Source organism: Halomicrococcus gelatinilyticus (assembly GCA_024227995.1).
GTDB lineage: Archaea > Halobacteriota > Halobacteria > Halobacteriales > Haladaptataceae > Halomicrococcus > Halomicrococcus gelatinilyticus.
In genome coordinates this window covers 1620192-1640055 of the sequence record CP100465.1, presented here as the reverse complement: position 1 = coordinate 1640055, position 19864 = coordinate 1620192, and the positions used below count along the sequence as shown (strand labels likewise).

Below are 19864 nucleotides of genomic sequence, written 5' to 3'. Positions count from 1 at the left end.
AACGGGGCGGGCGCGGCAATTGTAAGGTACGCTACTAAAACTGCGTTCCGGGAAACCCCTTTAGTGAGCCGTCCGAGGATGTACTCGATGTCGTCCTCGCGCTGGCTCATCTGGCGGTACTACGCCTTCCGTGTCACCAACTCCGCGGGCTTCTACGTCCCCGTCGCCATCATCTTCCTCGAGGACCGCGGGTACGGCCTGGGCTTCATCGGACTGGTGTACGCGGTCTTCTCCTTCGCGATGGTCGCGGCCGAGATACCGACGGGCTACCTCGGCGACTGGCTCGGCCGGCGTGGCAGCCTCGTCCTCGGGAGCGCGTTCCGCGCGGGGACGCTCGCGGCCTACCCCTTCGTCGACTCGAAGCTCGCGTACGTGGCGCTGCACGTCACCTGGGCGATGGGCTGGGCGTTCCGCTCCGGGACCATCGACGCGTGGCTGTACGAGGTGCTGCAGGCGCGGTACGACGAGTCGGAGTACGCCCGCATCGAGGGACGGGGGAGCACGGCGCTGCTCGTGACATCGGCGGCGACGGCTATCGCCGGCGGCGTCCTCTACAGCGTGGGGCCGTCGCTGCCGTTCCTCGCCAACGCCGGCCTCGCCGCGCTCGGCATCCCCATCCTGTTCACGCTCCCGGCCGTCGAGGCGGCCGCAGACGACGGGGACGGAGACGCCGCGGCCGACGTGTTCACCGTCCGCGAGGCGGTCGAGATGCTCCGCCTGCAGGCCGCCCGGCCGGCGGTCCGGTGGCTCGTCGTCTACGCGGCGCTGTTCCAGGGGCTGTTCTCGGTCACGCGCACGTTCGAACAGCCGGCGCTGGACGCCGTCGGCCTCCCCGTCGCCGGCCTGGGGGTGCTGTACGCCGCGTTCAAGCTCGTCTCCGCCGGCGCGGCGACGACCGTGGGCTGGTTCGAGGACCGACTCGGCACGCGTGGCGTGTTCGCGCTCCTCGTCCCGGCGTACGGCCTCGCGTACGCCAGCGTCGCGCTCGCCCCGGTGCTCGTGGTGCCGCTCCTCTTCTTCAACCGGAGCGTCAGCATCGTCACCCGGCCGGTCCGCAACCAGTACCTCAACGACCGCCTCGGGGACGTCGGCCGGGCGACCGTCCTCTCGGGGGCGTCGATGGTCCTCTCGCTGGCCTCCGGGACCGCCAACCTCCTCGGCGGCCGCGTGGTCGAACTGTTCGGCCCCGTCGAGTTCCTTCCCTGGGTCGGGGTCGGGGTCGCGGCCGCTGGCGGACTCCTCTGGCTCGCCACGTCGCCGGTCCGGTCCGGCGCGGAGACGCCGCGCGTCGACGACCGGGGTGCGACCGGGACGGACTGACGGTGGGCGGCGGCCGTCGACCGACCACGGGCGCGACGGTCGCCCACCGCGACGGCCGCCGCCACCGTTCGACGCTGACACCTGCAATCACCGCTCTTATCACGGACCTGTTTGAACAGGTACCAATCAGGCCACAGCACATGAGCCACACATCCGACTCGATCCGCGTCCTGCACGTCGACGACGACCCCGCCCTCACGGAGATGGTCGCCGAGTTCTTGGAACGGGAGGACGACCGGATCGACGTCGTCACCGAATCCAGTGCCAGCGCGGGGCTCGACCGCCTCGCCGACGCCGAGGTCGACTGCGTCGTGTCCGACTACGACATGCCCGGCAAGGACGGCATCGAGTTCCTCGAGACCGTCCGCGAGGGCGACGCCGACCGCGAGGGCGACGCCGACCTCCCGTTCATCCTGTTCACGGGCAAGGGCAGCGAGGAGGTCGCCAGCGACGCCATCTCCGCCGGCGTGACCGACTACCTCCAGAAGGAGGTCGGCACCGACCAGTACGCCATCCTGGCCAACCGCATCCGGAACGCCGTCGAGCGGACCCGCGCCGAACGGGCGCGTCGTCGCCACATCAACGCCATCGAGACCGCCCGGGAGGGGATCGGTATCCTCGACGAGGACGGGCGCTTCATCTACGTCAACGAGGCCTACGCGGACCTGTACCGGTACGACCCCGGGGAGATGGTCGGGGAACGCTGGGAACTCATCTACCGCGACGAGGACGTCGACAGGATGCAGGACGAGGTCCTCCCGGTCGTCGAGGAGCGCGGCCGCTGGCACGGGACGACGACCGGACTGCGGGCCGACGGCACCACCTTCGTCGAGGACCACGTCCTCGCCACGACGACGGGCGGCGAACTCGTCTGCACCATCCGGGACGCGACCGAGCGGGCGCGCCGCGAACGGGCGATCGAGAACCTGCACGCGACGGCCCAGGAGTTCATCGAGGCGGGGACCGCCGAGGCGGTGGCCGACGTCGCCGTCGAGGCGGTCCGCGACATCCTCGACATGCCGATGAACGCGGTCCACCTCCACGACGAGGCGACCGACCGGCTAGCCCCCGTCGCCTGGACCGAACACGCGGCGACCCTCGTCGGCGACCTCCCGGCGTTCGAACCCGGAGAGTCGCTGGCGTGGGACGTCTTCGAGACGGGCGAACCGCGGACCTACGACGACGTCTCGACCGTCCCCGGGCGCGTCAACTCGGACACGACGATCCGGAGCGAGGTCATCCTGCCGCTCGGCGACCACGGGGTGTTGCTCATCGCCTCGGACGAGCCCGGCGCGTTCGACGAGCAGGACGTCTCGCTCGCGAAGACGGTCGCGGCCCACGCGACGACGGCGCTCGACTCGATCGAACGCGGACGGCAGCTCCGCGAGGAACGCGCGTTCGTCGACCGCGCGATCGACACGCTCGACGACATGTACTACGTCGTCGGCGCGGACGGCGACCTGCGGCGGTGGAACGACCGCGTCACGGCCGTGACCGGCCACACCGACGACGAGGTCGCCGGCACGGACGCGCTGGAGTGCTTTCCCGCCGACGAGCGCGACCGCATCGCCGACGCGCTCGACGAGGCGCTGGCGACCGGACGGGCGACCGTCGAGGCCGAGGTCCGGACGGTGGACGGCGCGAGCGTCCCCTACGAGTTCACCGGTGCGCGGCTGACCGGTGCCGCCGACGGCCTCGACCGGGTCGTCGGCATCGGCCGCGACATCTCCGCCCGGAAGCGACACGAACGGCGGCTCACGGAACTCCACGCGTTCGCCCCGGACCTCCTGTCCTGTGACACCCGGGAGGAGGTGTGCCAGCGGACGATCGACGCGGCCAAGAACGTCCTGGAGTTCGACGAGTCCACCATCGACATCGAGGAGGACGGCGTGCTGTCCATAGCGGCCATCTCGGAAGGCGTCTCACCGGACGGAGTCACGGACATGTCGACCGAGGAGGGCGTGGCGGGCAAGACGTACCGCACCGGCGAGTCGATCCGCATCGACGACGTGCGGGACAGCGACGTGGCGAAGCCACAGGAGGCCTACCGGTCCGCGCTCAGCATCCCCATCGGCGACCACGGCGTGTTCCAGACGGTCTCCGAACGGCCGTCGGCCTTCGACGAGACCGACCTCGAACTGGCCGAACTGCTCGCGAGCCACACCGAGAAGGCGCTCAGCCGCCTCGACCGCGAGCAGGCGCTGCAGCGCAAGAACGACCGGCTCGACGAGTTCGCCAGCATCGTCAGCCACGACCTCCGCAACCCGCTGAACGTCGCGCAGGGCCGCCTCGAACTGGTCCGCGAGGAGTACGACAGCGACGACCTCGACGCCGTCGCGCGGGCGCACGACCGGATGGCGGAACTGATCGAGGACCTGCTGACGCTCGCCCAGCAGGGCGAGTCCGCGACCGACGTCGAGACCGTCGACCTCGCCGACCTCGCCGACCGGTGCTGGCAGGGCGTCGACACGGCCGACGCGACGCTGGTCGCCGACGCGTCGCGGCTCCGCGCCGACAGCGGCCACCTCCAGCAGTTGCTGGCGAACCTGTTCCGGAACGCGGTCGAACACGGCGGGGAGGCGGTGTCGATCCGGGTCGGCGAACTCGCCGACGAACCGGGGTTCTACGTCGCCGACGACGGGCCGGGCATCCCCGAGGACGAGCGCGACCGGGCGTTCGAACCCGGCTACTCGACCAGCAGCGGGGGCACGGGGTTCGGGCTGACCATCGTCGAGCGGGTCGCCGACGCGCACGACTGGACGGTCCGGGTGACCGACAGCGAGTCCGGCGGCGCCCGGTTCGAGTTCCGCGGCGTCGACTGCGTCCACGGATAGCGCGCCGGAGCCCCCGGCGTCGACCCTGCCGCCCGGTCAGGGTATCAGCTGTTCGCCGTCGTCGTCGTACACCCGGATGGCGTCGACGGGGCAGACCCGCGCGGCCATCTTCGCGTCGAACTCGGCGTCCTCCGGGACCTCGCGCACGAACAGGTCCTCCTCGACCTCCTCGCTGTCCTGCAGGTCGGCCTTGCCGTCGTCGCGGTTCTCCTCGAAGGCCGCCCACTCGGCGGTACACTGGAACATCCCCGTGCAGGTGTCGCGGTCGAATTCGATTCGCATACCTGAAGGTCGGGTTGCGGCGGCCATAGTGCTGACGGAGCGGCCGACGCGACCCGAAATTGATGGGTTTCCGCCACTAACGCCCCTGCATGGAACGGCAGCACCGCTGGCTGGTCGGCGTGCTCGCGGGCGTCGCATTCGGGGGCGGCGTTTCCGCTCTCGGTGCCGGCGTCGCGTTCGCCGCCTCCGTCGCCTTCGTCTGGTGCGTCGGCGTCGCGCTGGCGCTGCGCCTGAACCGGTACGCGAGCGACGCGGGTACCTTCGCGGTCGCGCGCTGGTCCGGCCTGGCGTCGCTGGTGATGCTCGTGCCGGCGATGTTCGGCCTCCTCGAACTGCCGGTGTCGGCGGACCTGCGACTCGCGCTCGGCCTGCTCGTCGTCGGCACCGGCTTCGCGGGAACGCAGGTCGGCGTCGCCACGATGGTCGAACGCGAGAAAGAACGGGAGGAGGGCAGCGTTTCGGGTGGAATGACGGACGCGACGAGCGCGTCCGCGTCGGATGGGGCGGGGAACGGCGACTAGTCGTCCTCTGTCTGGCCGCCGTCGGCGACCGGTGCGCCGGCGCTCTTGCGGCGCTCGGAGACGATGTTCCGGTAGCCGATGCGGCCGAGCGCCAGTGCCAGTCCGGCGAGCACCAGCGAGAGCACCGACTGGACGGCGAGCGATATCGCCTCGGCGGTGGTTTCGGCCTCCAGCGCGCCGAACGGGGCGCGGTACAGGCCGATCCAGAACAGCGCGACGATGGTGACCGCGAACATCAGCACGAGCGGGCCGCCCGTGCTCAGCAGCTGCTTGCTGTCGTCCCAGTTGACGAGCCAGATGGTCGCGGTCAGCAGCGCGAGCGCGGCCAGCAGCTGGTTCGCGCTCCCGAACAGCGGCCACAGGCTCTCCCACGTCCCGCTGGCGACCAGGACGTACCCGAGCACGCACTGGACGCCGGCGTTGACGTAGCGGTTGACCGACAGCTTCTGGACGCTCGTCTCGGGCGTGCCGACGATCTCCTCGGACATGTAGCGGCCCAGGCGGACCGCGGTGTCGGTGCTCGTCAGCAGGAAGCTGACGAACACGAGACCGATGAACGGGATGCCGTAGGAGGCCGGAACGCCGAGGCTGGTGAGCATGATGCCGCCGCCGGTCGGGAAGTTCGCCAGCGCGCCCTCGACGCCGCTGCCGAACTCGGTCGTGGCCACGATGGCCAGCGCGGCGACGGCGGTGGTGGCGAGCAGTCCCTCGCCGAGCATGCCGCCGTAGCCGATGACGCGGGCGTCGCTCTCGGTGTTCAGTTGCTTCGCCGTCGTGCCCGAGGACACCAGCGAGTGGAACCCGCTGATGGTCCCGCAGGCGATGGTGACGAACAGGAACGGGAAGATGGGCCCCAGCGCCGAACTGAAGAAGCCGGTGAACGCCGGCAACTGCGTCTCGAGCGCGGAGTAGGTCGTCCCGTCGACCGTCACGGGGTCGAACGTGCCGAGCGACCCGACGATGATGGCGACGAGCATCCCGCCGACGCCCGCGTACAGCATGAACGACGACAGGTAGTCGCGCGGTTGCAGCAGCGTCCACACCGGCAGGACGCTGGCGACGAACGCGTAGATGATGATGACCGGCACCCACGCCGCGCGGTTGGCGTTCTGGCTCTGCGCCAGCGGTAGCCACGACCCGCCGTCGCCGAACAGGACGATGACGTTGTCGGCCAGTCCCGGGTGGTTGAACAGCGCGACGGGGTACTGGATGCCCACCCAGACGCTGGCGAACACGCCGGCGACGAAGATGACCGTCCCGCCGAGGAACGAGAGGTCGAACTGGTACAGCCAGACGCCGAACACGAGCGCGAGCAGGATGTAGAGCACGCTCGCGGTGGCCGCGCTCGGGAAGACGTCGAAGACGATGGCCACGACGAACGCGAACACCGCGATGACGAGGATGATCGTCAGGAACGCGAACCACAGCAACATGTTCTTGCCGCGCTCGCCGACGTACTCGCCCATGATGTAGCCGATTGACTTCCCCTCGTGGCGGAGACTGCTCGACAGCGACATGAAGTCGTGGACCGCGCCGAGTATCGGGTTCCCGATGGCGATCCACAGGATGGCGGGCAGCCAGCCGAACGCCGCCCCGGCCGTGATGGGGCCGACGATCGGTGCGCCGCCCGCGATGCTCGAATAGTGATGCCCCAACAGGACCGTCTTCTTGGCAGGCACGTACTCCTGCCCGTCCTCGTACTTGTGTGCCGGCGTATCCCGACTGTCGTCCAGATCGACGAACCGTGCCAGATAGCGCGAGTACCCGACGTATCCGATGCTGAACAACACCAGTACGCCCACTACCATCCAGATGATTGCTGTTGCCATGGTATTCTGCCCCACGAGTGCAGAAATCGTGGACGAATATAAATGCACGTGATGGGCTCTTAGAACGGAACGAGCAAACGACCGTAGCGATACTGTTACCTGATTAATTAATTCTATTAGGTAGTTACGGTGTGGGTATAAATCTCGGTCGATGCCGTCGTCGACCGGCGCTCCGCGCCGGAACCGCTGTCCGTCGACGCGACCCGGTCGCGTGCCGTCGTCCCGGCCTGCTGGCGGTCCCGAGCTACTGGGACGGTTCCCCGGTCGCCACGGCCGACTCGACGGTGACGTCGAGTTCGGCCGCCACGTCCTCCAGCAGCGACCCCTTCACCTCCTCGACCCGTTCCTCGATCGTGGCGACGACCGGCTCCTCGAAGGCGGTCTCTATCTCCTCGATGCGCTCGCGCTCGGTCCGACAGCGGTCGCGGAGGTACTGCGCGCCGCGCCCCGTCTCGTCGTCGTCCGGCTTCGGCGTCACCTTGTTGACGACCAGGCCAGCCACGCCGAGGTCGTGCTCGGTCAGCTCTGCTATCGCCCGACGCGTCTCGCGGATGGAGAGCTCGTCGGGGTTCAACACGAGGTAGAAGGCGGCCTCGTTCCGGAGGACGTCGCCCGCGAACTCGAACGTCTCCTTGCGCTCCTGGAGTCGTTCGATGATGGGGTCGTCCTCGGCGCGCCGGCGGGCCTCCCGCTCGCCGATGGCGGCCTTCTCGAACAGTTCGATGCTCTTCGCCCGCTTGTCCAGTAGGCGGTCGATCCAGTTCTCGAGGAACCCGGGGAGCCCGAGCAGTCGCAGCGTGCCGCCGGTCGGCGAGGTGTCGAAGACGACGCGGTCGAACTCCTCGGCGTTCCGCATCACGTCCACGAACCGGTCGAACAGCGCCGACTCGTACGCGCCGGGCGTCCGGTGTGCGAGCTCTATCTGGCGGTCGATCTGGTTGACGATGGCCGGACTGACCTGGTCGCCCATCGCCCGCTTTATCTCCTGCATGTGCCGGTCGACCTCCTCGTCGGGGTCGATCTCCATCGCCCAGAGGTTCTCGTGGCCGTCGACGGGCGACGGCTCGTCGCCGAACTGCTGGTCGAACACGTCCGAGGTGCTGTGGGCGGGGTCCGTCGAGACGACCAGGGTCCGCAGGCCGGCGCGGGCGCACTTCAGGCCGTAGGCGCTCGACACGGTCGTCTTGCCGACGCCGCCCTTGCCACCGAAGAAGACGAACGTCATGTCAGAAGTGGTACTGCTGGCCCTTGCGTTCGATGAGCGACTCGCGGTCCCACATCCGCCGCTCCCACTGCTGGAACTCCTCGGCGAGGTACGGCAGCAGCTCCGCCGTGTAGTAGGAGATGGGGTTCGGGATGCCGAAGGCGTCGGAGAAGCAGGCGAACATGAACTCGTCCTCGACGTCCTCGGCTTCCTTCTCGATGAGCTCGAACGAGGGGTGTTCGATCATCCCGTGGTAGAGGCCGTGCAGCACCTCCATCAGATATTCGCGGTACGCGGCGATCCGATCGGAGAGTGACATACGTTCACGAGGTACTCCGTCCGGTTAAGCGTCCCGCTCCGCAGCTCCGACGGTCGCACGTCGCCCGTCCCTGTCGACCGTTCGTGCGGCGGTCGGCCGCGACGCGTCGGCCGTCGCCCGTACGACGGTCGAGTGTGGTATGTTGCACGTGGGCGGGGTCGAACGCGGTTTCGTTAAGTTATAGCCCCCGGGCGCGCACGATTCTGGTATGACCATCGAGGAACGCGGCGACGCCCACCTCATCACGCACGCGCTGGCGAAGGACACGCTCTCGAAGATCCGCGACGCCGAGACCGAACAGGTCGGCTTCCGCAAGGGGCTCGTGAAGCTCGGCCGCATCTCCGGGTACGAGATAATCGACGGCGCGATGGACACCGAGTACGTCTCCATCGAGACGCCGCTGACTGAGACGACCGGCGAGCGCGTCAAGGGACTCGACGACGTCGTCATCGTCAACGTCCTGCGCGCCGCGACGCCGTTCGTCGAGGGCCTGCTGAAGGCGTTCCCCCGCGCGAAGCAGGGCGTCATCAGCGCCGGCCGCGACGAGGAGGCCGGGATGGACGACGGGCAGTTCCCCATCACCATCGACTACATCAAGCTCCCCGAGATAACGGAGGACGACACCGTCATCGTCGCCGACCCCATGCTCGCCACGGGCAGCACGATGTGCGCCGTCCTGGAGGAGGTCGTCGCCGAACAGCCGAACCCCGAGAACCTGTTCGTCCTCTCGGCGGTGAGCGCCCCCGACGGCCTCATCCGCGTCGGCGACGCCTTCCCCGAGGCGGACCTGCTGACGGTGAGCATCGACGACCGCCTCGACGACGACGGGTTCATCGTCCCCGGCCTCGGCGACGCGGGCGACCGCGCGTTCCGGACGCAGTAAGCGTCAGTCGACGAGCTTTTCGGGGGACGTAGCGCCGTTGTCGAGAATTTCTGGCACCGGCAACTGACGGTGGCCCAGGTTTCTCACGCCTCGTGGAGCGTGACCTCGATATCACCGTCGTTCACTTCGACGGTCATCATCGTCGCCGTCCCGTCGGCCGGGCCGACGCCCGTCGCGCTCCCCGGGTTCAGCACTCGGACGCCGTCGTGGGTCTCGTCTTCGACCTCGTGGCTGTGGCCGCCGACGCCGACGACCGGGCCGTCCGCGTCGGCCCTCGCCCGCGCCGTGTCGGCGACGGCGTCCAGCCAGTCGTCGCGGTCGTAGACGGCCCCTGCAGAACTGTACACCGCCTTCTCGACGTGGTTGACCATCCCGTGGGTGACGACGACGGTCACGCCACCGGCCTCGACCGACGCCACCGACGGGAGGTCGACGTCGGCCGGGTCGGCGTTCCCGTAGACCGCCGTCAGGTCGTCCGCGAGTTTTCGCACGTCTTCGAGCGCCGCCGCCGAGCCGAAGTCACCGGCGTGAACCACGTGGTCGGCGTCGTCGACGTGCTCCCGGAACTGGTCGGGGAGTCGTTCCGCCTGCTCGGGGACGTGCGTGTCAGAAAGAATTGCTATCTCCATGACACCTGGGTGTGCCGTGGCACCAGTTTAAATGTAACGCGCGTGGTGGGTGCGTGCTCTCCGGAGCGCACTGCCTCTCCACGGTCGCCGTCGCCGTTCCGTCGGCCAGGCCGCCTTCGCGCCCCCTGTAACGCCGCTCACGACTCGCTACCGGAGCCGCCCGGACGGTTCAGTCCAGTTTCGAGAAGTCGGTCTCGACGTTGCCGTCGCGGTCGAGGTCGATGATGGTCTCGAACTGCCCCAGGAAGCGCTCGATCTGCTCCTCGTCGTGGACGCCCTTCGAGAGGTGGAACAGGCCGACGGCGTCGTTCTCGGCCAGCAGGTCGAGCAGTTGCTCGACGACGTCGTAGACGCGCTGCTCGTCGGCGTAGTACGCCATCTCGGTGATGGAGTCGAGGCTGACGCGGCGCTTGCCCTCGGTGCTGGTCAGGAAGCGCTCGGTCACCTCGAGGATACCCGCCAGGTCGTCGGGCGAGGAGACGTAGTGGACGTCCTCGGTGTTGCGTCGGGAGTACCCCCGCTCGATGGAGAGCGTGTCGAGGATGTCCGCCTTCTCCTCGTCGACGTCGTAGTGGTCCAGTTTCTGCTTCACTTCGCGCGCGGTCGTCCGCGTCGAGATGACGAGAAACCGGTCGGTGTCGGTCTTCAGAAAGTCGGTGTCGATCCGGTCCGTCTCTCCCGTGCTCGGGTGCAGGAGGAGAACGCCGGTCCCACCCGGGATCGTCTCCGGCGCGTTCTCGATTGCGAGCCGATAATCCATATCCGTCCGTAACTGGTGGCTACGACTTAAAATATGCGGGAATCACGACTCAGAACACGCTGTCCGCGGTCGCGGCGCCGACGACGCTGAAGATGGCCCCGACGGTGATCGCCTTCAGCGTGGTCGCCACCGCCGCCCGCGAAGCGTGCCCGTCGAGGACCCCGTCCTTCAGGAACGTCTCGGGCGCGGCGAGCACGACGACGAGGATCGCGACGGACCCGAACGAGACGCACATCAGCGAGACGAACCGCGTCGGGACGCCAGCCAGTTCGGCCTCGTTGTCCGGGTCGCGATCGTGGTCCGCCTTGTACAGCGCGCCGTACCCGATGCCGAAGACGATGCAGACGGCGGCGAGCGCGTGCGCCCACGTCATGGTCTCCGCCAGTCGCCACACCTCCTCGGTGACGACGAACGGCCCCGCGAGGAGGAAGCCGCCGACTATCTGCTGGGCGGTGTCGGCGAGCGCGTACCGCTTCTTCGGTCCGACCACGTTCGCGTCGAAGAACCCGACGAACGTAAACTTCCCGCGTGACGGGGGCTCCGACCCCGCCGACCGTAGCCCCGGTGGCGTCTTCGGACCGAGAACGTCCCGTTCCGAACCGGTTTAGTCCCTCCCGGGCGACGTCCCGTCCATGAGCGTTCGCGAGGAGTTCGACGCGTGGGCGGCCGACGGCCGCGACAGGGGTATGGAGGACCGCCACTGGCACACCGCGAAGCCCATCCTGGCCCGGATGCCGGTCGAGGACGGCGACACGGTCGTCGACCTCGGTTCCGGGAGCGGCTACGCCGGCCGCGCGCTCCGGGACGCGAAGGACGCGGGCCGGGTGTACGGCCTCGACGGGTCGCCGGAGATGGCCCGCAACGCCCGCGGCTACACCGACGACGCGAACGTCGCGTTCCTCGTCGGCGACTTCGACCACCTGCCCTTCGCCGACGACAGCGTCGACCACGCCTTCTCGATGGAGGCGTTCTACTACGCGAGCGACCCCCACGAGACGCTGGCGGAACTCGCCCGCGTGCTCCGCCCCGGCGGCACCTTCTTCTGCGCCGTCAACTACTACGAGGAGAACGTCCACTCCCACGAGTGGCAGGACTCCATCGACGTGGAGATGACGCGCTGGAGCGCCGCCGAGTACCGGCGGGCGTTCCGCGACGCTGGCCTCCACGTCGCCGAGCAGGACAACGTCCCCGACCGCGAGACCGCCATCCCGCCCGCCGACGCGTTCCCCACGGACGGCTGGGAGTCGCGCGAGGCGATGGTCGAGCGCTACCGCGAGTTCGGCACCCTGCTGACCGTCGGCGTCGCCCCGTAGCCCACCCCTTCGTTTCAACTGGAGAAACGCCGACGAAGCGGGGATTCCCGTTCCATCTGTAACGATTCCGAACCTCGCTCGTGACGGTTCTTCTTCGGTCCCGGGCGTCTGTCGGTGACACGGACCACCAGTCCGACGATCGGTCCGCCGAACCGACCGAAATCCGACGGTTCGCTCACGTGGTGTCCCACCACTCCGGCGCTCGCTCGCCAGTGCCGATCCCGGCGACGTCGTTTCTGGCCGGCGGTTCGCGCCGCTCGACGAACGAATCAACGCTCGTGGAGTTTACGGCCCGTCACGCGAGGAACCAAACCCCTTCGTTTCGACTGGAGAACCACCCGATTTCGGGGTCGTGGTGTTTATCGGCGTCCGCTCGGTCGTACCTGTGAGTAAACTAAACGAAGTTGTAAATTACCGTTCGTTGAACGGACCCTGCGGGCAGGGTCTGTCACGTCCGCTCCGCGTCGCGTTCGGGCCCCTTGGCGTCGAGCGGGTCGTGGAAATCGATTCCGGTGGTCTCTACCATTCTCACCCCTTCAGGGGTTCGCGTGTGCGTTCGGCGGACTACGCGCGACTGTCCAGCCGATTCGACCGCGGTTCCGTCGTCGGCTCGACGCTCGTCGGGTCGTCGTCGACCACGCCGCGTGCGTCCTCGGCGTCCATCGCCGCCTCGTTCGCGCCCGTTTCCACGCCGAGGTCTGCCGGGTCCTCGGTGTTCCGCACCACCGCTGCTTCGAGTGCCCGCGCGAGCGCGTCGACGACGCAGACGGTCTCGACGCCCGTCGTCTCGAACAGGCCACGGTTCCGCGGATCGTTGATGCGGACGATAACGCGGTCGACGTCGAACGAGGTTCTGATCAACTGCGAGACGAGCAGGTTGACGCTGTCCGTCTCGGACGCGACGACGACCGTCTCCACGTCGTCGAGGCCGACTCTCTCCAGTTGTCGGCGGTCGGTGATGTCGACCTCGCGTCCGACGACCCCGGCCTCCGTCGCGTCGACAGGGTCGTCGTCGAGGTACTGGACTGTGTCGACGTCGGCGAGACGGATGGCCAGCCGTCCGCCGACGTGGTCGCCGCCGACGATGAGCGTGCGAATCATGGGTGTTCCGGGCGGGGCCGTCACGTTCGGGGACGCTCCGGCCGCTTGCGCCACGTTCGAAGGGAGGTCGCGGACCAGCATAAACTGCACGCAGAGGATAACGAGTCGTGAATATCTGGCCAGAAATTTTCCTGCAACGGGAAACGCGGTCGGATGGGATCAGGACTGGTCTGGGTCGTGCGCGAACGAGTCGAACGGGCGGACGTGCTCGCCCCGGACGAGGTTCTCGTCGGTGACGTCGAGGCCGACCGCGCTCAGTTCCTGGGCGATGCGGTTCAGGTCGTCGTGGTCGGTGCCGACGGCGGTGACGCGGACGTTGTCCTCGCCGGTCATGACCTCCCGGACGGAGACGACGCCCTGCACGTCGAGCGCCTCGTGGACGAGTTGCTCGCGCTCGTCGATGGGGGCGGTGCAGGTCACGAGGGCATGCAACTGGTAGCCGGCGCGCTGGTAGTCGGCGTCGACGTGGTAGCCGCGAACGACCCCTCGCGCTTCGAGGCGGGCGATTCGCTTGCGAACCGTGCTGGGCGCGACCCCCGCCTCGTCGGCTATCTCGGCCGCGGAGGTGTGGCGGGCGTCGCGCTGGAGCGCGTACAGTATCCGTCCGTCGAGGTCGTCCAGACCGTCGTCCATACCCCAACGTTCACGTCCGAATACAGGTGCCTTGCGCTGCCGACGCTCGGCGGCAACGGTCGTCGCGAGAACTTCGGTCCGTCTGCGCGAGTCAGACGAACTTGCGGACCGTCACGTCGAGGGTGTCGAGGTCGAGGATCGGCGCGTAGCCGGCGTCGGGGTCGATGTTGACGCTCTTCTGGAACGCGGTCTGGGCCTGCCAGCACCCGGAGTTGATGGCCATGACGTTGTGGTACTTGCCGAAGCCGAGCTTGTGGACGTGGCCGGTGTGGAAGACGTCCGGCACCTCGTCGATGACGAGGTAGTCCTTCTCCTCGGGCGCGAGGCGGGTGTGGCCGCCGTACTGGGGCGCGACGTGGCGCTTCTTCAGGAGCTGGTACATCGCCTTGTGCGGGTCGTCGTAGCTCGCCTTCTCCTCGGGGAGTTCGGCGATGACCTCGTCCAGCGACACGCCGTGGTACATCAGGACCGAGACGCCCTCGATGGTGACCGTCGAGGGGTTGCCCGAGATGCGGGCGTCGTGGACGTCCATGATGTTCCGGAGTTCCTCGTCGAACCCGGGCTGGGGTTCCGCGAGCCGCACGGCGTCGTGGTTGCCGGGGATCAGGACGATCTCGACGTCGCCCGGCACCTCCTTGAGGTGTTCGGAGAACTGCTCGTACTGTTCGAAGATGTCGACGATGTCGAGCTCCTCGTCCTGGTCGGGGTAGATGCCGACGCCCTCGACCATGTCGCCGGCGACGAGGAGGTACTCGACGGCCGCCGCCTCCGGCGTGTGGAGCCAGTCGGCGAACCGCGACCAGGCGTCCGCGAGGAACTCCTGGCTGCCGACGTGGACGTCGCTGATGAGCGCGGCCTGCACGTGTCGGTCGGCGGTCGAGGGCTCGTAGGTCCGGGGGACGTCGGGGAAGTGCAACGAGTCGACGAACAGGATGCCAGCGTCGTCGGCCAGCGTCCCCTCGACGGCGATGGTCTCGTCGAGCAGCAGTTCGTCCACCACGTCCGCGAACTTCCGGTCTTTCATCACGAGGCAGGGGAACGTCCCGTTCGTGTCCTCCAGTTCGATGAGCCAGTGACCGTTCGCCGTCGAGCGGATGTCGCTGATCATCCCGATGATGGCCGCCTCGCTGCCGCCCGGCATCTCCGCGACGGCGTTCGTCGGTCGAGCGTTCACCCGCCCGCGGAGCTGGCCGGAGAGCCGCTTGAACCGGTCGCGGAACACGGAGACGAAGTCCTGGTACTCGCCCGTCCCGGTGCTCTCGCCGGTGACGTCGCCGTCGATGTCGATCGACCGCGACCCGGTACTCCGCGACGCCCCCGCGACGGCCCCCTCCGTTTCAACTGCAGCTGACCCGCCACGGTCGTCCGGATTCGCCCCGCCGTTTCCACCCGAAACGGTGGGGTTGCTCACTCCGTCGGCGTCCCCGCCGAGGGTGCGCCTGACGTGCTCGGCGGAGAGCTTCAGCGCGTTCTCGGGGGCGGATTCCACTGCACGTTCGAGCGCCGCCGCGGGGTCGGGCGCGGACGCGAGCAACGTCACGGCCTCGCGGTCGGCGTTGTACCCGCGGCTCGTCAGCTCTCTGACGAGTCGAGCCGGGGTCTCCATCGGCACGAGTCGAAGAAGCGAGGGAGCAGCCAAAAACCTAGCGAACCGACCCAGAAGGTTGACAACCGGGGCCGGACTACCAGTCCGCAATGAGTCCTCCAGACGAGTCGTCGTCTGACGATGCGCCGGAGGGGACGCCGTCCGGGCCCGACCGGCCGTCCGACCCCGGTGCGGACCCGTCCGGTCCGGTCGGCTGGTGGCGCTGGTTCCGCACCACCGACAACGAGGCCGTGACGTTCGTCAGAGAGATGCTCGAAAGCGTCGTCGTCGTCCTCGCGATCGGCCTGCTGCTGTTCGCCGTCAGCGGCGTCTGGCCGCCGATGGTCGCCGTCGAGAGCGGGAGCATGGAGCCACAGATGGAGCGCGGCGACCTCATCTTCGTGATGGACGAGCACCGCCTCGCCCCGGGCGCCGCCCAGGACGGCACGGGCATCGTCACCTACCAGACCGGCCAGCAGACCGGCTACTCGAGCTTCGACCGCCCCGGAGACGTCATCATCTACCAGCCGTACGGACAGAACGGGGAGACGCCCATCATCCACCGGGCGATGTTCTGGGTCGAGAAGGGCGAGAACTGGTACGGCGAGGCGGACCAGTCCTACGTCGGCAGCGCCGATAGCTGCGAGGAGTTGCCCAACTGCCCCGCCCCGAACGCCGGCTTCATCACGAAGGGCGACAACAACCCCGGGTACGACCAGGTGCTCGGCATCAGCGACCCGGTCCACCCGTCCTGGGTCCGCGGCACCGCCGAACTGAAGATCCCGTGGCTCGGCCACGTCCGCCTCTTCTTCTCCTCGATGAGTGTCACGTCCGTCCCGGACCGGACGCCGACACAGGACGCCGCACCCGAGGCTCCCACGCTCGCGCCTCTCGAACCGGCCGACGCGACCGTCGCGGCGGACGCGTCCCCGTCCATTCTCGCGAACGCGTCCGCGTAACGGGCCCCGTGAGCGACTCCCGGCCGGTCGCTTCGGACGCGAGACCGTCGGGACGCTACTCCTTCGCGACGTACCGACCGCAGAGTAGCGGGGTACCTACCGGACGGCGGTCAAAAAACGGTGGTCCGAACCTCGGTCGGCCGAGCGACCGAGTTCAGGTAGCTTATATGACGCGGTTCTGGAGGTAGTCGAGGTGCTTCGCGTTGTAGACGATCTTGACCTCGTCGGCGGCCGGGCTGCCGATGCAGGTCAGACGGACGTTCTTGTCCTCGACCTCTTCGTCGCTGAGGATCTGCTGCATGTCCATGTCGATCTCGCCCTCTTTGACGATGGCGGCGCAGTTCGCACAGGCGCCGGCGCGGCACGAGAAGGGCCAGTCGTAGCCCTGGGCCTCGGCCGACTCGAGGATGTACTCGCCCTGGTTGACGTCGAGGGTGCCGTAGTCCTCGTCACCGAGGCCGGCATCGGCCGCTTTCTCGAAGAGGTCGTCGTCGTCCATGTCCCAGCCCTGGTCGTCCAGCACTTCGTAGTTGAGGTATTCTACGGTTGGCATCGTTCGCTCGTTGGTCGGGCGAACGGTTAGTAGTTGTTGTTTCGGCCGGAGTCGGTGACACGTCAGGAGGGGGATAACAGGTATCTCACAGCGGCACGTACTCGAACAGCAGGAACGAGGTCACTGCCGAGATGCTGGGGGTCAGTATCCAGAGCCCGACGACGCGTGCCGTCGTGGAGGGGTCGAACAGGTCGCTCGCGGAGAGTTCATCCGGGTCCTCCTCGCCGATCTTGGCCACCTCGTCGTCCGGTTCCGCGGTGATGGCGTTGACCGTCACCTCCGCGCCCTCGCCCTTCTCCCGCTGTTCGGGTCCCTTGACCGCCGACGCCGCCGCGTCGGAGATCTTCACCGTCCGGGTGGCCCGTCCCCACCCGAGGCCGACGATGCACATCGTCGCGCTGACGGCGAGGCTGGCGGGGATGCCGATCTGCGAGAGGAAGGTGATGAGGCTCGCGCTGACGACCTCGACGATGAGCGCCGCCAGCAGCGGCAGGTCCGTCAGGTCGTTGCCGACCGTGTCGAGGGTGCGCCGGGCGATGGTGAACGCCCCGAGCGCGAGCGCGCCGGCGGCTATCAGGACGCCCTGGCCCTCGTTGATGGCGTTCGCACCGACGAGCGGTGCGACGGCGTTGGCGACGTTGCTCGCCCCCGCGGAGAAGGCCATGTAACAGCCGATGGCGACGACGAGGACGTTGACGAACACCTGCTTGCGGGTCGCGTTCGACGAGACGGTCGGGTACGGCAGCGACCCGACGCGAGAGAACTTGAGTATCGGTTCGTCGGACTGCTTCAGCTTGAACCACGCGTCGAGGTACGGGTAGAGGTAGCGTCCGATGACGGCGCAGATCCAGAACGCCATGACCGGAGCGAGCAGCCACCACGAGACGATCTCGAACATCACGGTCTCGTTGAGCGTGTCGGTCGCCACGCCGAGACCGGCGATGGCGCCGACGGCAGTCATCGACGTCGAGGCGGGCACGCCGAAGAGGTTCGAGATGAGCAGCGCACCGCCGACGAAGAACAGCACGCCGACGCTGGTCACGAGCGTGAACTGGTCGCCGGGCACGATGTCGCCCCCCATCGTCTTGATGACGTTGCGCCCGACCGTCCAGCCGCCGAGGAGGAAGAACGTCGACATCAGCGTCGCAGCGCCGAGTTTCGAGACGGTGCGACTACCGACGGCGGGACCGAACGCTACCCCCGTGGAGGAGCCGCCGATGTTGAACCCGACGAAGACGGCGACGGCGAGACCGACCAGGAGAAGGACATCGACCATACTCGTCCCCAGTTCTGCCAGCATCTTAAACGATGCCGACTCGATGCTTTTAGACGACGGCGCGCCGACTGGCACGTATGTTCCCGGAGTTCGAGGTCGTTCCCGCGGTGGACGTGCAGGACGGCGAGGTCGTCCAGCTGGTGCAGGGCGAGAAAGGGACCGAGAAGCGCTACGGCGACCCCGTCGAGGCGGCGCGCCGCTGGGTGGACCAGGGCGCAGAGACGCTCCACCTGGTCGACCTCGACGGCGCGTTCGAGGGCGAGCGCGCGAACGCGCCGGCGGTCGAAGCGATCCGCGACGCCGTCGACGTGGACGTGCAGCTCGGCGGCGGCATCCGGACCGTCGACGACGCCACCTCGCTGCTCGACCGCGGCGTCGACCGCGTCATCCTCGGCACCGCGGCGGTCGAGAACCCCGACATCGTCGCCGACATCAGTGCGGAGCATCCCGGCGCCGTGGTGGTGAGCCTGGACGCGAAGGACGGCGAGGTGGTCGTCTCGGGGTGGACCGAGAAGACCGGCCTCGACCCCGCGGAGGCGGCGACGCGTTACGAGGACCTCGGCGCCGGCGCTATCCTGTTCACCGACGTCGACGTTGAGGGGCGCATGGACGGCGTCCAGACGGAACCCGTCCGTCGCGTGGTCGAGGCGGTCGACGTGCCGGTCGTCGCGAGCGGCGGCGTCGCCACGCTCGACGACGTCCGGGCGCTGCGTGACGCAGGGGCGGCCGCCGTCGTCGTCGGCAGCGCACTCTACGAGGGCGCGTTCACGCTGTCCGAGGCGCTGACGGCGCTCGACTGACGACGGGACGACGAGCCCGAAAAAGCGGCAGTGGGATGGGTGACGACCGGAAGCAGTCTCGGACGGGTTCGCGGATGGGTGTGGTTAGCGGGCGCGGCCAGCGATGGTCCGGAACGTATCGGGCACTGCGGTGGTCTGGACGCGCGGTTCGGCCAGCCAGTAGGCGCCGAACACGGCCAGCGGTGCGCCGACGAACAGCCCCGGCACTGTCCCGCTGAGGAGGACGCCGAGGACCACCATCAGTACGCTCAGTACGTCTCGTTTCATCATCACGACTTTCGATTGCGAGCGGCATAATGGTACGTCAGACGCCCGTTCGACAGACGGATGCCGTGGGGGCGACGGAGCCGTCGACGGCGACCCGGGCCGGTCGACGTGGACCTCGAACGGGTCCGTTGTCGCGAACGGAACGCCCTTGTCGCTGTGGGACCACCACCCGGGCATGAGCGACCGCACTGCCGCCGTGACGCGCGAGACGGCGGAGACCGACATCGAGGTGACGCTGGACGTGGACGGCGACGGCGACGCCACCGTCGACACGGGCGTCGGCTTCTTCGACCACATGCTCCACAGCTTCGCACGGCACGGCCTGTTCGACCTGACAGTGCGAGCCGACGGCGACCTGGAGATCGACGACCACCACACCGTCGAGGACGTCGCCATCACGCTCGGTACGGCGTTCGACGAGGCGCTGGGCGAGCGCCGGGCCATCGAGCGGTTCGCCGACCGTACGGTGCCGCTGGACGAGGCCGTCGCCGAGGTCGTCGTCGACGTGAGCGGCCGTCCCCTCTTCGAGTTCGACGGCGAGTTCTCCCAGGACCGCGTCGGCGAGATGACCAGCCACATGGCGGGCCACTTCTTCCGCTCGCTGGCGATGAACGCCGGGCTGACCCTGCACGCGTCGGTCTCCGGCGAGAACGCCCACCACGAGATAGAGGCGCTGTTCAAGGGCGTCGCGCGGGCGCTCGACGACGCGACGAAGATCGACGAGCGCCGTAGCGACGTCGCGAGTACGAAGGAGAGCCTGTAGCGGGCTCGCTGAGCGACGCGTCGATGACAAACC

21 protein-coding genes are annotated in these 19864 nt (G+C 68.3%); 8 read left to right on the top strand and 13 right to left on the bottom strand.

Annotated features, from left to right (window positions below; all coding sequences use genetic code 11):
- The first annotated feature begins 87 nt into the window (after positions 1-87).
- Complete coding sequence (locus NKT36_RS08690; RefSeq protein ID WP_327050655.1) at positions 88-1320, top strand: MFS transporter; 1233 nt, start codon at positions 88-90, stop codon at positions 1318-1320.
- A 140-nt stretch (positions 1321-1460) separates the two neighbouring features.
- On the top strand, positions 1461-4154 hold the full coding sequence (locus NKT36_RS08685) for a GAF domain-containing protein (protein ID WP_327050654.1): 2694 nt from the start codon (positions 1461-1463) through the stop codon (positions 4152-4154).
- A 36-nt stretch (positions 4155-4190) separates the two neighbouring features.
- Here NKT36_RS08685 and NKT36_RS08680 read toward each other — a convergent pair whose 3' ends face one another.
- Entirely contained in the window at positions 4191-4436 is a 246-nt protein-coding gene (locus NKT36_RS08680) for a ferredoxin (RefSeq protein WP_327050653.1), read from the bottom strand.
- Between the two features lie 89 nt (positions 4437-4525).
- Here NKT36_RS08680 and NKT36_RS08675 point away from each other — a divergent pair, with 89 nt between their 5' ends.
- On the top strand, positions 4526-4957 hold the full coding sequence (locus tag NKT36_RS08675) for a hypothetical protein (RefSeq protein WP_327050652.1): 432 nt from the start codon (positions 4526-4528) through the stop codon (positions 4955-4957).
- On the opposite strand, the gene NKT36_RS08670 is transcribed toward NKT36_RS08675, so the two are convergent.
- From NKT36_RS08670 to NKT36_RS08660, 3 genes are all read right to left on the bottom strand, one after another.
- A complete protein-coding gene (locus NKT36_RS08670) occupies positions 4954-6786 on the bottom strand; it encodes a carbon starvation CstA family protein (RefSeq protein ID WP_327050651.1) in 1833 nt (610 codons plus the stop codon). The two genes, NKT36_RS08675 and NKT36_RS08670, sit on opposite strands and share 4 nt — an antisense overlap.
- A 244-nt stretch (positions 6787-7030) precedes the next feature.
- Entirely contained in the window at positions 7031-8011 is a 981-nt protein-coding gene (locus tag NKT36_RS08665) for an ArsA family ATPase (RefSeq protein ID WP_327050650.1), read from the bottom strand.
- A 1-nt stretch (position 8012) separates the two neighbouring features.
- The gene (locus NKT36_RS08660) at positions 8013-8309 is read right to left on the bottom strand and encodes a hypothetical protein (protein WP_327050649.1); all 297 of its coding nucleotides are present in this window, start codon (positions 8307-8309) and stop codon (positions 8013-8015) included.
- Positions 8310-8517: 208 nt separating this feature from the next.
- Between NKT36_RS08660 and upp the strand changes: the two genes are divergently transcribed.
- Positions 8518-9192 (top strand): uracil phosphoribosyltransferase, encoded by a 675-nt coding sequence (gene upp / locus NKT36_RS08655; RefSeq protein WP_327050648.1) that lies wholly within the window; start codon positions 8518-8520, stop codon positions 9190-9192.
- Between the two features lie 83 nt (positions 9193-9275).
- On the opposite strand, the gene NKT36_RS08650 is transcribed toward upp, so the two are convergent.
- The 3 genes from NKT36_RS08650 to NKT36_RS08640 form a co-directional block, all read right to left on the bottom strand.
- On the bottom strand, positions 9276-9821 hold the full coding sequence (locus NKT36_RS08650; RefSeq protein ID WP_327050647.1) for a metallophosphoesterase family protein: 546 nt from the start codon (positions 9819-9821) through the stop codon (positions 9276-9278).
- A gap of 169 nt (positions 9822-9990) precedes the next feature.
- Positions 9991-10581 carry a DUF7090 family protein gene (locus tag NKT36_RS08645; protein WP_327050646.1) on the bottom strand — a complete coding sequence of 197 codons (591 nt, stop codon included), beginning with the start codon at positions 10579-10581 and terminating at the stop codon, positions 9991-9993.
- A 49-nt stretch (positions 10582-10630) separates the two neighbouring features.
- Positions 10631-11071 (bottom strand): DUF2391 family protein, encoded by a 441-nt coding sequence (locus tag NKT36_RS08640; RefSeq protein WP_327050645.1) that lies wholly within the window; start codon positions 11069-11071, stop codon positions 10631-10633.
- A 142-nt stretch (positions 11072-11213) separates the two neighbouring features.
- On the opposite strand from NKT36_RS08640, the gene NKT36_RS08635 reads away from it, so the two are divergent.
- On the top strand, positions 11214-11894 hold the full coding sequence (locus tag NKT36_RS08635; RefSeq protein WP_327050644.1) for a class I SAM-dependent methyltransferase: 681 nt from the start codon (positions 11214-11216) through the stop codon (positions 11892-11894).
- A 564-nt stretch (positions 11895-12458) separates the two neighbouring features.
- Here NKT36_RS08635 and NKT36_RS08630 read toward each other — a convergent pair.
- From NKT36_RS08630 to NKT36_RS08620, 3 genes are all read right to left on the bottom strand, one after another.
- Positions 12459-12995: an NAD-binding protein gene (locus tag NKT36_RS08630; RefSeq protein ID WP_327050643.1), complete on the bottom strand. Its 537-nt coding sequence runs from the start codon at positions 12993-12995 to the stop codon at positions 12459-12461.
- Between the two features lie 159 nt (positions 12996-13154).
- The gene (locus NKT36_RS08625) at positions 13155-13628 is read right to left on the bottom strand and encodes an Lrp/AsnC family transcriptional regulator (protein WP_327050642.1); all 474 of its coding nucleotides are present in this window, start codon (positions 13626-13628) and stop codon (positions 13155-13157) included.
- Between the two features lie 91 nt (positions 13629-13719).
- The gene (locus NKT36_RS08620) at positions 13720-15240 is read right to left on the bottom strand and encodes a DNA-directed DNA polymerase II small subunit (RefSeq protein ID WP_327050641.1); all 1521 of its coding nucleotides are present in this window, start codon (positions 15238-15240) and stop codon (positions 13720-13722) included.
- An 83-nt stretch (positions 15241-15323) separates the two neighbouring features.
- On the opposite strand from NKT36_RS08620, the gene NKT36_RS08615 reads away from it, so the two are divergent.
- On the top strand, positions 15324-16172 hold the full coding sequence (locus tag NKT36_RS08615) for a S26 family signal peptidase (RefSeq protein WP_327050640.1): 849 nt from the start codon (positions 15324-15326) through the stop codon (positions 16170-16172).
- A 163-nt stretch (positions 16173-16335) separates the two neighbouring features.
- Here NKT36_RS08615 and fer read toward each other — a convergent pair whose 3' ends face one another.
- Both fer and NKT36_RS08605 read right to left on the bottom strand, forming a co-directional pair.
- Entirely contained in the window at positions 16336-16725 is a 390-nt protein-coding gene (fer, locus tag NKT36_RS08610; protein WP_327050639.1) for a ferredoxin Fer, read from the bottom strand.
- Positions 16726-16810: 85 nt separating this feature from the next.
- The gene (locus NKT36_RS08605; protein WP_327050638.1) at positions 16811-18001 is read right to left on the bottom strand and encodes an inorganic phosphate transporter; all 1191 of its coding nucleotides are present in this window, start codon (positions 17999-18001) and stop codon (positions 16811-16813) included.
- 77 nt (positions 18002-18078) lie between these two features.
- On the opposite strand from NKT36_RS08605, the gene hisA reads away from it, so the two are divergent.
- Positions 18079-18801, top strand: a complete 723-nt coding sequence (gene hisA / locus NKT36_RS08600; RefSeq protein ID WP_327050637.1) for a 1-(5-phosphoribosyl)-5-[(5-phosphoribosylamino)methylideneamino]imidazole-4-carboxamide isomerase — start codon at positions 18079-18081, stop codon at positions 18799-18801.
- 84 nt (positions 18802-18885) lie between these two features.
- On the opposite strand, the gene NKT36_RS08595 is transcribed toward hisA, so the two are convergent.
- Complete coding sequence (locus tag NKT36_RS08595; protein WP_327050636.1) at positions 18886-19071, bottom strand: hypothetical protein; 186 nt, start codon at positions 19069-19071, stop codon at positions 18886-18888.
- A gap of 172 nt (positions 19072-19243) precedes the next feature.
- Here NKT36_RS08595 and hisB point away from each other — a divergent pair, with 172 nt between their 5' ends.
- On the top strand, positions 19244-19831 hold the full coding sequence (hisB, locus tag NKT36_RS08590; RefSeq protein ID WP_327050635.1) for an imidazoleglycerol-phosphate dehydratase HisB: 588 nt from the start codon (positions 19244-19246) through the stop codon (positions 19829-19831).
- Positions 19832-19864 lie beyond the last annotated feature (33 nt).

What these genes read in the sequence shown, in the direction of transcription:
- NKT36_RS08690 (WP_327050655.1), top strand. Translation starts at nt 88, where the DNA reads ATGTCGTCCTCGCGCTGGCTCATCTGGCGGTACTACGCCTTCCGTGTC.
- NKT36_RS08685 (WP_327050654.1), top strand. Translation starts at nt 1,461, where the DNA reads ATGAGCCACACATCCGACTCGATCCGCGTCCTGCACGTCGACGACGAC.
- NKT36_RS08680 (WP_327050653.1), bottom strand. Translation starts at nt 4,436, where the DNA reads ATGCGAATCGAATTCGACCGCGACACCTGCACGGGGATGTTCCAGTGT.
- NKT36_RS08675 (WP_327050652.1), top strand. Translation starts at nt 4,526, where the DNA reads ATGGAACGGCAGCACCGCTGGCTGGTCGGCGTGCTCGCGGGCGTCGCA.
- NKT36_RS08670 (WP_327050651.1), bottom strand. Translation starts at nt 6,786, where the DNA reads ATGGCAACAGCAATCATCTGGATGGTAGTGGGCGTACTGGTGTTGTTC.
- NKT36_RS08665 (WP_327050650.1), bottom strand. Translation starts at nt 8,011, where the DNA reads ATGACGTTCGTCTTCTTCGGTGGCAAGGGCGGCGTCGGCAAGACGACC.
- NKT36_RS08660 (WP_327050649.1), bottom strand. Translation starts at nt 8,309, where the DNA reads ATGTCACTCTCCGATCGGATCGCCGCGTACCGCGAATATCTGATGGAG.
- upp (WP_327050648.1), top strand. Translation starts at nt 8,518, where the DNA reads ATGACCATCGAGGAACGCGGCGACGCCCACCTCATCACGCACGCGCTG.
- NKT36_RS08650 (WP_327050647.1), bottom strand. Translation starts at nt 9,821, where the DNA reads ATGGAGATAGCAATTCTTTCTGACACGCACGTCCCCGAGCAGGCGGAA.
- NKT36_RS08645 (WP_327050646.1), bottom strand. Translation starts at nt 10,581, where the DNA reads ATGGATTATCGGCTCGCAATCGAGAACGCGCCGGAGACGATCCCGGGT.
- NKT36_RS08635 (WP_327050644.1), top strand. Translation starts at nt 11,214, where the DNA reads ATGAGCGTTCGCGAGGAGTTCGACGCGTGGGCGGCCGACGGCCGCGAC.
- NKT36_RS08630 (WP_327050643.1), bottom strand. Translation starts at nt 12,995, where the DNA reads ATGATTCGCACGCTCATCGTCGGCGGCGACCACGTCGGCGGACGGCTG.
- NKT36_RS08625 (WP_327050642.1), bottom strand. Translation starts at nt 13,628, where the DNA reads ATGGACGACGGTCTGGACGACCTCGACGGACGGATACTGTACGCGCTC.
- NKT36_RS08615 (WP_327050640.1), top strand. Translation starts at nt 15,324, where the DNA reads ATGAGTCCTCCAGACGAGTCGTCGTCTGACGATGCGCCGGAGGGGACG.
- fer (WP_327050639.1), bottom strand. Translation starts at nt 16,725, where the DNA reads ATGCCAACCGTAGAATACCTCAACTACGAAGTGCTGGACGACCAGGGC.
- NKT36_RS08605 (WP_327050638.1), bottom strand. Translation starts at nt 18,001, where the DNA reads ATGGTCGATGTCCTTCTCCTGGTCGGTCTCGCCGTCGCCGTCTTCGTC.
- hisA (WP_327050637.1), top strand. Translation starts at nt 18,079, where the DNA reads ATGTTCCCGGAGTTCGAGGTCGTTCCCGCGGTGGACGTGCAGGACGGC.
- NKT36_RS08595 (WP_327050636.1), bottom strand. Translation starts at nt 19,071, where the DNA reads ATGATGAAACGAGACGTACTGAGCGTACTGATGGTGGTCCTCGGCGTC.
- hisB (WP_327050635.1), top strand. Translation starts at nt 19,244, where the DNA reads ATGAGCGACCGCACTGCCGCCGTGACGCGCGAGACGGCGGAGACCGAC.